Consider the following 14589-nt stretch of genomic DNA (forward strand, 5'->3'; position numbering starts at 1 on the left):
GCATCTCCGATGCAGTGGGGGATGCCCTGCTTCACGAGATTTCGCGCGCCCAGGCGCCAGGCCGTCAGTTCCCCCACCAGGTCCAGATCACGCCGTAGGTGGTCGATACCATCGCCCGGCCGGCCGGCGCCCCCCACAACGGGCTGCGCAGCAGGTAACGCTTGCCGGTCAGGCGCTCGGTGACCTGCATCTGGCAGACCGCGCTGAACTGGTTGGTGTGGACAGCACCGGGTGCGATGGCGTACGTGACCGTGCTGGAGAAGTAGCCCTGGGCGTGCGTGAGCAGCACGCCATCGCGGACCCCGCCGATCAGCGGGTCCTGCAGGTCGGCCGCGCAGGTCAGCGTGCTCGGGCCCTCGAAGCGGATGAGCCAGTCGTCGCTGGACCACACGTCCACAAGGCTGCCGTCGGCGCGGCGCACCTGAGGCTGCAGCGTGTGCACGCAGGCCTGCACGGTCTCCAGCAGCTGGGCCTGCGGGTCGTAGAAGGGCTGCATCCAGCACGGCGTGCTGACGTTGAAGACGCTCTTCACGTCCGGCGCCACCGCATCGACCGCCAGCACCAGCTGGTAGCCGCTCAGCAGCTCCGCGCCGGTGGGAAGCGGCAGCAACTCGAGGCCGTCCACCGGCGTGGGGGTTGGGGTCGGCGTGGGTGCGGGGTCCGTGGGCGTCGGCGTCTGGCAGGCGGACAGGTCACCGCCGCTGCCCAGCGGCCAGGGCGAGGTGGCCGCGGTGGCCTGCGCGTCGCCGCTGGTGCCAAGCTTGAGCTTGGCCGTGGCCTCCAGGCCCAGCTCGGATTTCCAGCTCACGCAGTTGCTCACACCGTCGCTGACCATCTGGCCGCTCACGCCCAGGGTGGCGCGCAGGCTGGCGCTCAGCGGTGCGACGGTCTCCAGAACTTTGAGCTGCAGGTCCGGCCCGACCTTGAGCTGCAGGCTCAGGCTGGTGGTGGCCTTGGCGGCCGCCGGCGTGCCGGTGGGCGCCTGGCTGGCCGCGCTGCTGTCGATGCCATTGCTGGACTGCAGCTGGCCGGTCGCCGGGTCGTAGTGCAGCGCCACGTGGGCGCGCGTGTCGCCGTCGATGACCCGCATTTCCAGCTTGGCGTCGCCGCTGGCCTGGGTCTGCAGCATCACGGGCACCTCCACCTGGGCCAGGCCCAGCGTCTGCGGGATCACGTAGCGGAAGCGGGTCAGCTCCAGGCCCTTGCTGGTGCTGCCGTCGGCGGCCGTGGTCAACAGCTGCAGCAACAGCGTCTGCGTGAAGGTGAGGTCGCCCGTCAGGTCGAAGGTCTTGAACCCGCTGGCGGCCGAGAAGTCCAGGTCCAGGTTCAGCTTCATCGCCAGCTGGCCCTTGTAGCTGACACCCACCGGCCCCAGCGACCCCAGTTCCGCCGAGAAGCTGGTGCTGGCCATGCCGCTGGCCGCCGGACTCGCCAGCGGCCGTACCCGGCCGGCCGCTGCCGGCGTGGCGCTGACGTCCTGCACGCTGGCCTTGATGCGCAAGCTGGCGAACACCTCGCCCAGCTCCGGCGCGCGTGTGCCCAGCCGGGTACCGGTGGCGTCCACGGTGATGACCATGTAGGCGCGCCCGGCCACGATCAGCACCTGCCCCACCTGGGCGCCCGGCGCCGCGCTGAACTGCAGCGTGCCGGCCGCATCGGTCTGCAACAGCTGCGGGCTGCCGCTGGCCGTGCTGAGCTCGCGCACGCCGGGCTGGTAGGCCGCCTGCACGGTGGTGTCGCCGCTGGCCGATGGCGGCGTCGGCACGGTCAGCGGGCCGGGCGGCACGGGTTCGGGCGTGGCGGGCGCGGTGCTGCCGTTGCCGCCGCCGCCGCAGGCGGTGAGCAGGGCCAGCAGACCGGCCGCCGCGGCGCGACGGGCTTGGGCGAGGCGGGTGCGCGTCATGGCGAGCGCGGGATCAGGAGCTCACCAGCATGGACACGAAGCCCTTGCTGCCGAGCGACGCGTTGCCGCCGGTGGGCGTGCCCTGGATGACGATCACATAGCGCGGCGTACCGCCGGTGCGGGCCAGGCTGTAGGCGTGCATGGCGTAAGTGCCAGCTGCCAGGCCCGCCGTGCTGGGCACCGCCACGTCGCCCACCGTGCCCAGGCCCGTGCCGCCGCTGGACAGCGCCGCGCTGATGTTGGCGGCCGAGATTGTGAAGGCCGTGGCGCCGATCGGCGACACGGTCACCGAGCCGTCGGCGTTCACAACCGCGCTGTCGTTGGCCTGCGGCGTGACCTTGGCGATGTCGCCCGTGGGGCTGCTGCCGGTGAACTGGCAGTCCTCGGCGGCGTACAGCCGCGTGCCGGCGGGAATGTCCGTGGCCTTGGCCAGCGCGGTTGCCGTAGGCGCCACCATGACCATCATGCTCTTGGCATAGCCGCCGATGGAGGCGCCGGTCACGTCCTGACGCACCACCGAGCATTGCTGGATCAGCCGGCCGTCGGCGCCGGGCGCGAGCCAGCTCAGGTCAGCCGCCAGCACGATGGCGCTCTTCAGGCTGACGCTGTCGGTGCCCAGCGTGATCGTCGTCTCGCCGCCGCCTAAAGCGCCGCGAAAGCTCGTCGACCCCGTAGCCAGCACGCCCTGTGTGGCCGACACCGAGGTCACCGTGTTACCACCGATGTTCAGGCCGGTGGCGTAGAGCGCGTAGACGTCGTAGCGGGTGTAGGGGAAGCTGGTGGTGCTGCCCGAGCTGCCGGACGAGCCCGAGGACCCGGAAGAGCTGCCGCTGCTGCCCGTGGATGTGCCGCTGCCAGCATCACTGCCGCCGCCACCGCAGGCGGTCAGCACGACGGCCATCAGCAGGCTCAGGCCCAGGGTCGAAAACTTCTTCATTGCCGGTTCTCCTTGATTGCAAGAGATAGCCCCGACAGTCACGCCAGGGCCTTCTCCTGCATTCACGAGAACCGGCGCCGAAAAGCGCCACGGCCTTCGCCGGCCTGGATCAACCGCCGCGCAACAGCGCCATCGGCGTCGCCAGCAACTTCTCGCCGCCGGCAGCCTGCAATTGCTGCATCAATCGCCGCGCGAGTGCCTGGCAGGCCTCGTCCAGGGCGTGCGCCTCGCGCAGATGCGAGAAGGCCTGCGCGCGAAACATGACGATGCTTGGGTCATCCTGGCCCAGCACCTGCTTCCAGCGAGCCGCCGCTTCTTCGGCGCGCCCCTGTGAGGCCAACCATTCGCCTTCGCGCAACCACAGCACCGCACGGCGAGCTGGCACCTTCGCGAAGAACTGGTCCGCCACCGCCTGGCCCTGGTCCAGCAACGCGCGCGCGCGGCCCAGGTCCCCGGCGTGAACGGCTTGCGCCGCGCAGGCCTGCTGGATGCGAATCCGCAGCGCCGGCTGCGGCGCCTGGACATCCAGGCCCCAGGGCCGGCAGCCCTCACGCAGCGCCTCCCAGTCGCCGGACTGCTGCGCCACATCCAGCGCCGTCGCCTCCACCGTCAGCCCGAAAACGGTCATGGCGCGGTTTGCCGGCAGCGACGCAATGCGGCGCGCCTCCGCCACGTGCGCTTGCGCCTGATCGGGCGCGCCAGCCGCCATCTCCAGCAACGCCAGGTTGGCCTCCCCACGGGCCAGGATCACCACATCAGGCCCCATGGTCTTGCGCAGCACCTGCAGCCCGTGACGAATCAGCGAACCGGCTTCGGCCGGGCGCAGCGTCAACAGCGCCAGCTGGCCCACCTGATCCTCCGACGCCGCCGTCTTCCAGTCTTCGGCGCCGCGCTGCGTTCGATTGGCCTTCACGCCGCGAATGCCTGCCTGGTAGGCAGATTCCATGTCCCCCTGGCCCAGGTAGGCCACGATCAACTGTTCGTAGACCGTACCCAGAAGGTTGGGACCTGGCAACGGTGCGAGCAGCTCAGAAGCAGCCTGCAGATGGGCGATGTCTGCCGACACCGGCGCATGCAACCGGGCGCCGAAACCGCCAACGGCGAGATGGGCCAGCGCCAGCCGCTGCGGGTCCAGCTCACCCAGCGCCTGGTAGATGGCCAGGGCCTCGGTGGCCGCCTGGAAACCCTCCTGGTAGCGGCCGGCGCTTTCCCACAAGTCACGCTGGCCCAGCAACGCATCGGCATAGGCGCGGCTGCGCGTGCCATGCAGGTCCCGGGCCTGGTGGAGCCGCTCTTCGGCCAATTGGCGAGACAAATCGGGCAGGCCCAACTGCTGAGTCAGGGTGCCCAGGTCGACCAGCAGTTGTTCGCGCGCGAGCGGCTCGTCCCGAAGCGACCCCAGCACCTGCTGCGCGCCTTCCTCAATCAGTCGGCGCGCCGGTACATCGCGATTGCGCGTGTCGGGCTGAGCCTCGCGCAGCGGGTTGAAGAGCCCGGTCAGGAACTCATACATCGCTCCGGCTCGTCGTGCCTCCTGTCGAGCCTCGCGAGCCGCCTGCAACGCCCACCCCGTCGTTCCCACCAACGCCAGCACCGCCAACGTCGACGCGCCCACGGCCCAGCGGTGCCGCGCAATGACACGGCCAGCGCGGTAGCGCCAGGATGGCGGCCGGGCCTCCACGGCCTCGCCAGCCAGGTGGCGGCGTAGGTCGGCGGCGAGTGCGTCCATCGTCGCGTAGCGGCGTGCCGGCTCCTTGGCCAGCGCCTTGGCCACGATGGCGTCCAGGTCGCCACGCAGGGCCTTGCGCGTCGCGGCGTCGCGCGCGGCGGTGGAGACCGCCGGTGGCTCGGCCTCCAGCACCGCGCGCTCCAGCGCATGCCGCGAGGCCGGCGCCGCGGCCGCATAGGGGCTCGCACCGCCGAGCAGCCGGTAGGCCAGCACGCCGAAGGCGTAGACGTCGCTGGCGATGCCCGGCTCCTCGCCACGCACCTGTTCGGGCGACGCGTACTCGGGCGTCATCGGGCGCTGGCCCAGCTGCGTCAGCGCGACATCTCCCTCGGCCGCCACCAGGCTGCGCGCGATGCCAAAGTCCAGCAGCCGCACCTGGCCATCGTCCTGCACCATGACGTTGGCGGGCTTGATGTCCCGGTGCAGCACCAGGCGGCTGTGCGCGTACTGCAGCGCATCGGCAACCTGCAGCAGCAGGGCCACGCGCTCGCGCACACTGGCGTGGCGGGCCTCGCACCAGGCCAGGATGTCGCGGCCCTGCACGCACTCCATCGCCAGCCAGGGCAGGCCGTCGGCGTCCACGCCGGCGTCGTACAGCCGTGCGATGCCGGCGTGCTGCAGCCGGGCCAGCAGGTCGCGCTCGCGCTTGAGGCGCTCCAGCCAGCCTGGCGCGGGGCTGTGCGGCAGCTTGAGCGCCACCTCACGCTGGAAGTCGCCGCTGTGCGGGCGCGCCCGCCACACGCTGGCCATGCCGCCTCGGCCCAGCTCCTCGATCAGCGCCCAGGGACCGACATGCTGGCCGGCCCGCCAAGACGGTGTGCCGGCACCGCGTCCTTCGGTGCCACCGGCCAGGCTGGCGGCGCGGCTCAGGAAGCCGGCATCGGCCGCCGCCGCCTCGGCCTGCAGCAGCCGGTCCAGCGTGGCGCGCCAGCGCTGCTGCTCGGGGGGCAAGGTGTCGAGGAAGTGCTGGCGCTGATCCGGCGCCAGCGCCAGCGCGGCGTCGAACAGCGGCTCGACGGCCTGCCAGTCGTCGTGGGAAAGGGCGGGCATGGGAAGGCGGCGTCGAGGCGCTGACCAGCGGTCAGTCGTTCAGCGAGGCCCACAGCAACGCCCGCGCCTTCTGCCAGTCGCGCTGCACCGTGCGACGCGACTGGCCCAGCGCCTCGGCGCACTCGGTCTCTTCCAGGCCGACGAAGAAGCGCAGCTCGACGAGCCTGGCCAGCCGCGGGTCCTGGCGCTCCAGGTCGGTCAGCGCGTCGTGGATCTGCAGGTATTCGTCGTCGCGGTGGGCCAGCGTGGGCAGCTCGTCCAGCGGCACGTGGGTGGCGCCGCCACCGCGTTGCTGCGCCTGGCGCGCGCGGGCGTAGTCCACCACGATGGAGCGCATCACCGTGGCCGCGTACGCCATGAAGTGGTCGTGCGCGAGGTGCTGCCAGCCATCCTGGCGCGCAAGCTTGAGCCAGCCCTCGTGCACCAGGGCCGTCGTGTCCAGCAGCGTCAGCGGGCCGCTGCGGCGCAGGCGCTGGCGGGCCAGCTGGCGCAGCTCGCGGTAGAGCTCGTCGCGCAGGGCGGGGTCCAGCGGAGCAGGGGAGTCGGTCGGGGCGGCGTCGGTCGGGGTCACAGGCGGGGCACGGGTTCCGGGGCGGCAGAGGTTCGACAATGCCGCCATGCTGTCTCGCCATGCCGACCCCATCGCCGCCATCGCCACCGCTCCCGGCCGGGGCGCGGTGGGCATCGTGAGGGTGTCTTCACCGCAAGACCTGTCACCGTTGATCTTAGCCGTCTGCGGCAAGCCGCTGCGCCCGCGCGAGGCGACCTACCTGCCGTTCCGCGACGCGGCCGGCGTCGCCATCGACCAGGGCCTGGCGCTGCACTTCCCCGCACCGCATTCCTACACCGGCGAGCATGTGCTGGAGCTGCAGGCCCACGGTGGCGCCGTCGTCATGCAGCTGCTGCTGGCGCGGGTCATCGAGGCCGGCGCCGGCGTGCGGCTGGCGGAGCCTGGCGAGTTCACGCAGCGCGCGTTCCTGAACGGCAAGCTGGACCTGGCGCAGGCCGAGGCCGTGGCCGACCTGATCGACGCCAGCACCGAGGCCGCCGCGCGCAGCGCGAGCCGGGCGCTGGGCGGCGCACTCAGCCACGAGGTCGGCGCGCTGCGCGATCAACTGATTCAGCTGCGCATGCTGGTCGAGGCGACGCTGGACTTCCCCGAGGAGGAGATCGACTTCCTTGAGAAGGCGGATGCTTTTGGCCGCCTCGACCGGCTGACTGCGCAGCTGCAGGCCGTCCAGGCCCGCACGCGCCAGGGCGCGCTGCTGCGCGACGGGTTGAAGGTGGTGCTCGCAGGCCAACCCAACGTCGGCAAAAGCTCGCTGCTGAACGCGTTGGCCGGCGCCGAGCTCGCCATCGTCACGCCCATCCCCGGCACGACGCGCGACAAGGTCAGCCAGACCATCCAGATCGAAGGTGTGCCGCTGCACATCACCGACACCGCCGGCCTGCGTGACGAGACGGCCGACGAGGTCGAGCGCATCGGCGTGTCGCGCTCGTGGGACGCCATCGCGGACGCGGACGTGGTGCTGTTCCTGCACGACCTGGGCCGCGTGGGGCAGCCTGATTACGAAGCCGAGGACGAGCGCATCCGCGCGCGGCTGGCCGGCGTGGACGCGAACCGCATCGTGCAGGTGTTCAACAAGACGGACCTGGGCGCCGCGCCGGCCGGCGAGATCGCGCTGAGCCTGAAGACCGGCAACGGCCTGGAGGCCTTGCGCCGGCGGCTGCTGCAGACGGCCGGCTGGCAGGCCGTGCCCGAGGGCCTGTTCATCGCCCGCGAGCGCCACGTGCAGGCGCTGGCCCGCACGGCCGAACACCTGGCGCTGGCCCGCGCCATCGCCGAACAGCGCGACGCGGCGCTGGACCTGCTGGCCGAGGAGCTGCGCCTGGCGCACGACGCGCTGGGCGAGATCACCGGCGCGTTCTCGGCCGACGAGCTGCTGGGCGTGATCTTCAGCAGCTTCTGCATCGGAAAGTAACACCGGTCCGCAGTTGCGCGTCCTTATGCGTTGCTGATGCACGGCGTCCGAAGCTCGGATCGCCATGTCGGCAGGAGGAGGACGTATGCGACGCGTTCAACACATCAGCTACACGACGGTGGACACCACGCCGCGCGTGCCTGCGCAACCGGTCCGCCCGACCACCGCGGCGGCGCAGCCGCAGGACGACATGTGGCGCTCGCGCCGCGTGCTGTCGGGGTCGAACTGGATGGATGCCTGGGTCCGCAAGCCCGGGCAGCGCTAGGCGCCGCGCCTATTTGCCGGCGCTGGTGTAGGTCATCGTGCCCTTGCCGCCGCCGCTGACCCGCGTGGTCGCCGCCAGCATGGCGCGCGCCTCGGCGCTGCCGCGCAGGAAGGCATCGAAGAAGGTCAGCTCCCAGGCGTAGGCCTCGCGTTCCGCGGCGGCGCTGAGGATGTGCTCCTCGCCGGCCAGCTCCACGGCCCAGGCGGGGCCGCCGAGGCGGCGCACGCCGGCGCGGATGCTGTCGGGGGAGACGTTGCGGTCCTTCTCGGCGTAAACGGCGAAGAAAGGTACCTTCACGGCGGCCAGCCCCTCGAACTCGCGACCAAGGTGCCAGGCCTTGGTCTGGAAGGGCCAGATGCCGAAGCTGGCGCCCATGAAGGGCACGACGCCGAAGCCGGCCTTGATGCGCGGGTCGCGCGGGTTGTGGGCCGGGTACTTCGGGTCCATGCCGCCCAGCATCGCAAGCACCGTCAGGCCGCCCGCGCTGGCGCCCGAGGCGCCGATGCGGTCGCGGTCGATGGCGGGGCCGAAGACCGGGTCGCGCAGCACGTAGTCCAGCGCGGCGCGCACGCCGACCTCGCGCATCGCCACCGACTCGAAGTAGCCCGGCGCGCGGCTGTCGCCATGGAAGAGGTTGACGACGATGTAGCCATGCGAGGCCAGCGTCTTGAGGTGGCCCAGGTGCCACAGCCCGTGGGTGTTGTAGCCGCCGGAGTAGACGATGAGCGGGTACTTCGCCGCGGAGTCGGCCAGCAGCGGCTTGTCGGCCGGGCCCTGCATGTGCGGCACGACGGCGTCGCCGGTGTCCTTGTACGGGAAGGCGTAGTCGGGCCGCGGGTTGTCGGCGCGCGTGGGGTAGAGGATGTGCAGCACCAGCGGCAGCGGCTTGCCGGCGACCGCGCCGGCACCGGGCTCGCTGGCGGGCACGGTGAGCTGCAACTGCGGCACGGCCTGCGGAGCCGCCAGGATGGCCGCCAGGTAGGCGCCGTCCTTGCTGCCGTTGAGGTAGTCGATCAGCGGCCGGCCCGCAGGCGGCGTGACCTGAAGGTTGGTCGAACCGACGGCGAAAGGGCCGGGCGCGAAAGCGACGATCTCGGCGGCCTGGGCACCCGTGGCGATGACGAGGCAAAGGCCAAGAAGCAGAGAGAGGAGACGCATGGCAGACCGGTCAGCAGGGGTGCGGCAATGTCGCCGAAACGCCTCGGGCTGACAACGGTGTCAATTCCCATGCCGAGGGACGCCGTCGAAGCTATGGCGTACGTATGCCGGCATCGTTTGAGACTTCCGTCCAGCAGATCCTGCGCGGGTTCCGCCGAGCGCTGACCTGCGACCGATGCAGCCGTGCCGCTACGAGCTTGGCCTGCAGTATCTGTATGACCGTGCTCTCAGCGGGTCGTCAACTAAAGGCTGATCTGAGACGCTCGCCGCCAGAGGCCTGAAAGGCGGCGACAACGGACACCAGTCGTCCAGCGTTGGCAGCCTCGTCCGACAGCTTCACTGCCGATTCCGGTCGCCTGATTAAGGCCGGCCGAGCAAGGCGGCGCGAAGGACCGCTTCTGCAGACTGTGGTTGGCTCGAAGCGACCCGTTGCAGCCGCGGGCCAAGGCGTCGCGTGCGTCCGCAACGTGCCCAAAGCGGCCATTAACCTTAGCTCGATGTGAGGGCTTGGGCGAGGCATTGGCTCATGCGACTTTAACGACCGACTGTGCGACCTTTAGGGTTCGGATCAACTCACGCAGAACGCCCTTGGCTTTGAACAAAGCCAAGATGCGAACGGGAACATGATCACATGGGACCCGTCTAGGGATTCGTGCCGTACTTGAGCCGCGCGATCATTCCCTTGACCACGTCCTCCTGCTCGGGGGACAGCGTCGTGGCGCGCAGCAACGTGTCCCGCTCCAACTCGCGCAGCCGCCAACCGATCTCGCGCACGATATTGCCCAGGTCCTGGTAGATCCTCGCGTCGCCGATGGCGTTCAGACGGGCCACCAGGGCCAGCGGCTCCTCGCCCGCCAGCCCGGTGCTGGCCACCGAGCGCACGATGTGCTCCATGCGATGAAGGTTTGCGGCGATCACGGAAGACGCCGGCGTCCCGGCCTTGATTAGGCTCTCGATCCAGGGACGGCAGTCGCGGTAGCGGTCCATGGTCTCGCTGACGCGCACCAGGCGCACGATCAAGTCGTCCGCGGCGTCAGGGGCGTCCTCGCGCGGTTGGGGCGACGCGGCCGCGATAGCGGGAGCGACCGCCTGCAGGATCGACTGCCGGAACCCACCCGGGATGAGCTTGGCGCCAGCGCCGGCACCCTTGAGCGTCCAATTGCTCGCGCGCATCATGCCGGCCAGCCACTCGGCTGCGGCGAGGATTTCGCCGCGCACCGGCAGCGCGTCACCCGCAAGGTGATTGGGGTAGCCAAAGCCGTCGCGCCGCTCGTGATGGTGAAGCACCGCTTCGGCAACCATGGGCCCGGCGCCAGCCATGTCCCTGAGAACTCGGTGCCCGATGACCGGGTGGACCACGATGTGCTTCCACTGCTCCGGCGCCAGATGTTCGGTCTGCTTGAGAACGCGGGGGTCGATGTAGAGCTCGCCCACGTCGTGGAACAAGCCCGCAGTTAGGAAAACGCGCTCGACGCCCGCGGCGTCGGCCAGGGTCTTTTGCGAAATGCCGTGGGCGATCAGCGCCACGGTGACGCTGTGCTCCAGCCGGTCGGAGGGCAGCTCGGCGTAAAGCGTGAGCAGCATGCGGAGTTGGGCCGGCAGTGGCAGCGAGCCCAGCGCCGCGAGCACCGGGTGGGGCTTGGCTCGGCCGCACAGCGCGCGCAGCAGAGGCTGCTCGTCGAGCAGTTTCTCGGACACCTGCTTGAGGAGCTCGCTGCCGATGGCGTCCTGCACCTCCAGGCATTGCTCCAGCGGCTTGGACAGCTTGTGCGCGAGCAGCCGCTCGCGCGTGCGCTCGTCGACCCGTGCACCCTTGGCCAGCAGCTTCATGCCGCTGTCGCTGACGATGTCCTCGCTGGCCTGCACGCCATGGGTAGACGCCACCACGTGGCCAACGAAATATTCGTCACCCTGGGCTTCCGCTGCGGCTCTTGAGACTGGTGTTGTCATGCGGGTCGGATGTTGCAGCGCTAGCACCCTAATGTGGCTATTCTGTCAGCGGCCGGTGCCGGCGGCGAACCGCATCCGGCCCATTGCGCTCGGTCGGCAAAACTGGCTCTTCGCCGGCAGCCTGAGCGCGGGTAAGCGGGCCGCGGCAGTGGCGAGCCTGTTTCACTCGGCCAAGCCAAATGGGCTTGGTCCCTACGCCTATCGCTGAAAGCGCACATCATGTCCATCAGTGTCTCGGAATGAACTAGACCGCCTCCAACCTTGATCGGCCCTCCTCTCATCAGCGGGCAGGTGCGCAGCGAGAACGGTCCATCAACAAGGCATTTGCGAAGGACACCTCCGGGAACTGAGCAAGGCGCCGAACAGCCACTTCTTGGGCTTGGGGTAGGAACCGCGTCGTGCCGCCACCTTCATCGCCAATAGCAGACCTGGTTTCGTCCTGCCCGCTTGGCCGTGTACATCGCGCGGTCCGCATAGGACAGCAACTCGTCCGCGCCGCCGGGGACGTCGGGGTGAATTACCACGCCGATACTGGCCGTCACGGCCGTTGCAGGCCCATCGCCCAGGATGATGGGTTCGGCGATGGAGGCCAGCACGCGGTGCAGGATCTCTTCGCAGTCTTCCTGCCGGTCCACGGGTGACAGGAGCAGGACGAACTCATCGCCGCCGAGCCGCGCTGCGGTGTCGCTGGCACGGACGGAGGATTGGATTCGTCGCCCGATCTCGGTCAGCAGCCGGTCGCCGGCGTCGTGCCCACGGGCGTCGTTGACGGCCTTGAAGCCATCCAGGTCGAGGAAGCAGACGGCGCAGCGTGACTTCAGCCGATCGCACAGGAGCAGAGTCTGCCCGATGCGATCGCTCAGCAGCACGCGGTTGGGCAGGCCCGTCAACGCGTCATGGAATGCGATCTGCTCCACCCGTTGCTGGCGCAGCTTCTGTTCGGTGATGTCCTGCATCATCCACAGAGACTCACCGCTGTCGGAACCTAGCAGCACGCCGCTCAAGTCCACCCAGATGGGGTCGCCATTCTTCCTGCGCATCTGCACCTGGGCACGATACGTCTGCCCCGACTGCAAGGCGGGGTAGGCATCCCGCCCCAGGGCTTCGTAGGCCTCCTGGTCCAGGTACAGCAGCCGGGAGGGTGCCCCCGCGAGCTCGCCGGGTTCATACCCGAACATGGCCTCCAGCGCCCGGTTTGTCCACAGGGAGCGCCGGTCACGCAGCCTGGTGATGCCGATCAGTTCGGTGTCGAGCATGGCCTGCTGCTCACGCGTCAGCTGTTGGAGCTGGCTGGACAGCATGGCCATGCTGCGCGTGGCGCGCTCCAGGTTGGCCAGGACGAACCCGATGCCTGCGCCCAGCGGGAACAGGTAGGACGCCAGGTAGGTGATCCCATTGCCAAGACTCACCTGAAAGAAGTCAACGTATTGCTCGGGGGACACGGTGGCGTGGACAGCGCGCACGACCAGAGCAACCATCGTCAGTGCCAAGGTGATGCCGACCGTGCGCAGGGACGGCTCGGCGTGCCACCCTTTGCCCAGCGCGAGAATGACCATGGGCGCAATTTGCGCGGCAATCAACAGCGACACCACCGCCGTGCGAAGCGGCAAGGGTTGGCCGACGAACGACACGACGGTCACCGCGCCCAGCACGAACAGGCCCGATTGCAGCTTGGGCGTGGGGCGGTCCTGAATGAACCTGTGCAGCGCCTGGGCGTTGAACCACAGCCCCGCCATCACCAGCGCATTGCCGCCAATGATGGCCAACCACGCGGGGCCCACGGCCCGGGACACGATCAGGACGAACCCGGCAATCGTCAGCCACGTTCCGCGCGCCCAGATGCCCAGCGCCGGGCTTTCAGGCAGCGAGCGCCGCGCCACGGCGAGCGTCAGGCCGAACAGCGCAAAAGCGGCGAACAGCGCGACAAAAAGCGTTGAGGTGCTCAGCACGGCACAGAATCGTCAGGTGGATTGGCGCGGCGATCCATCATCCGGCAGCGGTTGGACACGGTACGATTCCAGATCATGACCGCCTTTTGGCCCATCCTGCACCGGCCCGCATGCGCAAGTGTTGGGCAGAAATCATTGACGACCTACCTGCGACTCGCTAGCCGCACACTCGCCGCATGGGCAGCCTGACCTTCAGCATCAACGTCACCTACGAAATGAGGGAGGGCTACTAGCCGTTGGTGGCCCGCGGAGACGTGCTGGCGCCGCCTGCCATGCGAGAGTGGGCGGCCAAGCCGCAGGCCAAGCCCAAGTACGTGGCGTGCACGATGCGCAAGGACTTCCCAGGAACGAACAGCCACATCCTCGCTAGTAACCGTCGCGCGGTTGTTCAGACGCTGAAGAACGCGACGCCGGTCGGTGTACTTCTGGGCAGCTGCAAGCTAGCGACCGAGTTGGACCGGCTGATCCTGATCGACGAGTAAAAGCTCCTCCTCCACCCCAGGATCGCGGGCCACGGCCAGACGCTGTGCGAGTGCGGGCTGTCCGGCACGAGACGGCTGGAGTTGGTGTCGGCGAAACCGCTGCGCAACGGCGCGGTAGCCATGCAATGTCGAGGCAAGCGCGGCCAAAAACCCGTCGCAGCGGACAGCGCCGATGGCTTGAATGGGCACAACGCTGCCATTCGTGGCGCTGCATCGAACCAGGGGAGCCGGCCGGGAGATTCGACCGGCCCTGGTACCCGGAAGCAGCCGTTGCGGGCGGCCGACCTACCCTTGGCAAGAAGCGGCCGCCGCCTGGCTCCTCAGATTTCGGTCTGCTCAGAAATCTCGAGCGCGTCATCGACCTCGATGCCCAGGTACCGGACCGTCGACTCCAGCTTGGAGTGCCCGAGCAGCAGCTGTACGGCGCGCAGGTTCTTGGTCCGCCGATAGATTAGCGTCGCCTTCGTCCTTCGCATTGAGTGCGTCCCGTAGTCGGCAGGGTCAAGCCCGAGTTCCTCCACCCAGCCCTCCAGGATTCGGGCGTACTGGCGCGTTCCCAGATGCGGCGAGCCGTGCATGCGACTCGGGAACAGGAAGTCCTCGGATTTCAGCCCGGCTTGCTTGATCCAGCGCTGCACAGCGTCGCGGGTCACCGGTGTGATCTCGAACTGAACGGGGCGCTGCGTCTTATGCTGCATCACCACCGCCCGACTAGCGACGGCGTCACCGTGGCAGACGTCTCGTACCTTGAGCGCGACGAGGTCGCAGCCGCGAAGCTTGCTGTCGATGCCGAGGTTGAACAACGCGAGCTCGCGCACGCGGTTCTCCATCTGAAGCCGGACGCGAAGTGCCCAGATGTCTTTGACCTTAAAAGGTGCCTTCTGGCCGACGATCTTGCCTTTGTTCCAAGGCTCGCGCGAGAGCGTGTTGGCTGCTGATCCCATGATGGTCTCCCATCGAGTTGAGGGGCCATCAGCATGCGCCGCTGCGGCACTGACCGTGCAGGCTCCTCTCCATACGAGGGTCAGCTTTCCGGCGCCTTGATGGCCTCACGCTGTCGGCCAGGAGCAGAAGTTCGTGAACGACAGCTTTCAAGTCGCACGTACAGTCGTGGACACTTTGAAGGTCGTTTGCGCCCATGACAAACTCACCAGAGCGATCGGAGATTTTTTCGGCTGTCTTGT

General features: G+C 69.0%; 11 protein-coding genes. 3 read left to right on the forward strand and 8 right to left on the reverse strand.

Features of this window, described 5'->3' with window-relative positions:
- Positions 1 to 64 precede the first annotated feature (64 nt).
- The 4 genes from ACG04R_RS08765 to ACG04R_RS08780 all read right to left on the reverse strand — a co-directional run bounded on the left by ACG04R_RS08765 (position 65) and on the right by ACG04R_RS08780 (position 6190).
- A complete protein-coding gene (locus tag ACG04R_RS08765) occupies positions 65 to 1903 on the reverse strand; it encodes a hypothetical protein (protein WP_394408250.1) in 1839 nt (612 codons plus the stop codon).
- Between the two features lie 13 nt (positions 1904 to 1916).
- The gene (locus ACG04R_RS08770; RefSeq protein WP_394408253.1) at positions 1917 to 2840 is read right to left on the reverse strand and encodes a hypothetical protein; all 924 of its coding nucleotides are present in this window, start codon (positions 2838 to 2840) and stop codon (positions 1917 to 1919) included.
- Between the two features lie 109 nt (positions 2841 to 2949).
- Entirely contained in the window at positions 2950 to 5619 is a 2670-nt protein-coding gene (locus ACG04R_RS08775) for a serine/threonine-protein kinase (RefSeq protein ID WP_394408256.1), read from the reverse strand.
- Positions 5620 to 5650: 31 nt separating this feature from the next.
- Entirely contained in the window at positions 5651 to 6190 is a 540-nt protein-coding gene (locus ACG04R_RS08780; protein ID WP_394408259.1) for an ECF-type sigma factor, read from the reverse strand.
- A 46-nt stretch (positions 6191 to 6236) separates the two neighbouring features.
- Here ACG04R_RS08780 and mnmE point away from each other — a divergent pair, with 46 nt between their 5' ends.
- Together mnmE and ACG04R_RS08790 are read left to right on the forward strand one after the other, a co-directional pair.
- Positions 6237 to 7601, forward strand: a complete 1365-nt coding sequence (gene mnmE / locus ACG04R_RS08785) for a tRNA uridine-5-carboxymethylaminomethyl(34) synthesis GTPase MnmE (protein ID WP_394408262.1) — start codon at positions 6237 to 6239, stop codon at positions 7599 to 7601.
- An 85-nt stretch (positions 7602 to 7686) separates the two neighbouring features.
- Positions 7687 to 7866 carry a hypothetical protein gene (locus tag ACG04R_RS08790; RefSeq protein WP_394408266.1) on the forward strand — a complete coding sequence of 60 codons (180 nt, stop codon included), beginning with the start codon at positions 7687 to 7689 and terminating at the stop codon, positions 7864 to 7866.
- 9 nt (positions 7867 to 7875) lie between these two features.
- Here ACG04R_RS08790 and ACG04R_RS08795 read toward each other — a convergent pair whose 3' ends face one another.
- The 3 genes from ACG04R_RS08795 to ACG04R_RS08805 all read right to left on the reverse strand — a co-directional run bounded on the left by ACG04R_RS08795 (position 7876) and on the right by ACG04R_RS08805 (position 12923).
- Positions 7876 to 9024 (reverse strand): alpha/beta hydrolase family protein, encoded by a 1149-nt coding sequence (locus ACG04R_RS08795; RefSeq protein WP_394408269.1) that lies wholly within the window; start codon positions 9022 to 9024, stop codon positions 7876 to 7878.
- Positions 9025 to 9666: 642 nt separating this feature from the next.
- On the reverse strand, positions 9667 to 10854 hold the full coding sequence (locus tag ACG04R_RS08800) for an HD-GYP domain-containing protein (protein WP_394408272.1): 1188 nt from the start codon (positions 10852 to 10854) through the stop codon (positions 9667 to 9669).
- A 530-nt stretch (positions 10855 to 11384) separates the two neighbouring features.
- Entirely contained in the window at positions 11385 to 12923 is a 1539-nt protein-coding gene (locus tag ACG04R_RS08805; protein WP_394408275.1) for a diguanylate cyclase domain-containing protein, read from the reverse strand.
- A gap of 239 nt (positions 12924 to 13162) precedes the next feature.
- Between ACG04R_RS08805 and ACG04R_RS08810 the strand changes: the two genes are divergently transcribed.
- Positions 13163 to 13405: a hypothetical protein gene (locus tag ACG04R_RS08810; protein WP_394408278.1), complete on the forward strand. Its 243-nt coding sequence runs from the start codon at positions 13163 to 13165 to the stop codon at positions 13403 to 13405.
- Positions 13406 to 13725: 320 nt separating this feature from the next.
- On the opposite strand, the gene ACG04R_RS08815 is transcribed toward ACG04R_RS08810, so the two are convergent.
- Positions 13726 to 14349: a tyrosine-type recombinase/integrase gene (locus ACG04R_RS08815; protein ID WP_394408281.1), complete on the reverse strand. Its 624-nt coding sequence runs from the start codon at positions 14347 to 14349 to the stop codon at positions 13726 to 13728.
- Positions 14350 to 14589 lie beyond the last annotated feature (240 nt).

The sequence above is a fragment of the Pelomonas candidula genome, from assembly GCF_043555985.1.
Taxonomy (GTDB): Bacteria; Pseudomonadota; Gammaproteobacteria; order Burkholderiales; family Burkholderiaceae_C; genus Pelomonas; species Pelomonas candidula.

Excerpts from the sequence above, each read along its gene's own strand:
- ACG04R_RS08770 (WP_394408253.1), bottom strand. The coding sequence starts at position 2,840 with ATGAAGAAGTTTTCGACCCTGGGCCTGAGCCTGCTGATGGCCGTCGTG.
- mnmE (WP_394408262.1), top strand. The coding sequence starts at position 6,237 with ATGCTGTCTCGCCATGCCGACCCCATCGCCGCCATCGCCACCGCTCCC.
- ACG04R_RS08790 (WP_394408266.1), top strand. The coding sequence starts at position 7,687 with ATGCGACGCGTTCAACACATCAGCTACACGACGGTGGACACCACGCCG.
- ACG04R_RS08815 (WP_394408281.1), bottom strand. The coding sequence starts at position 14,349 with ATGGGATCAGCAGCCAACACGCTCTCGCGCGAGCCTTGGAACAAAGGC.
- ACG04R_RS08800 (WP_394408272.1), bottom strand. The coding sequence starts at position 10,854 with ATGAAGCTGCTGGCCAAGGGTGCACGGGTCGACGAGCGCACGCGCGAG.
- ACG04R_RS08775 (WP_394408256.1), bottom strand. The coding sequence starts at position 5,619 with ATGCCCGCCCTTTCCCACGACGACTGGCAGGCCGTCGAGCCGCTGTTC.
- ACG04R_RS08795 (WP_394408269.1), bottom strand. The coding sequence starts at position 9,024 with ATGCGTCTCCTCTCTCTGCTTCTTGGCCTTTGCCTCGTCATCGCCACG.
- ACG04R_RS08765 (WP_394408250.1), bottom strand. The coding sequence starts at position 1,903 with ATGACGCGCACCCGCCTCGCCCAAGCCCGTCGCGCCGCGGCGGCCGGT.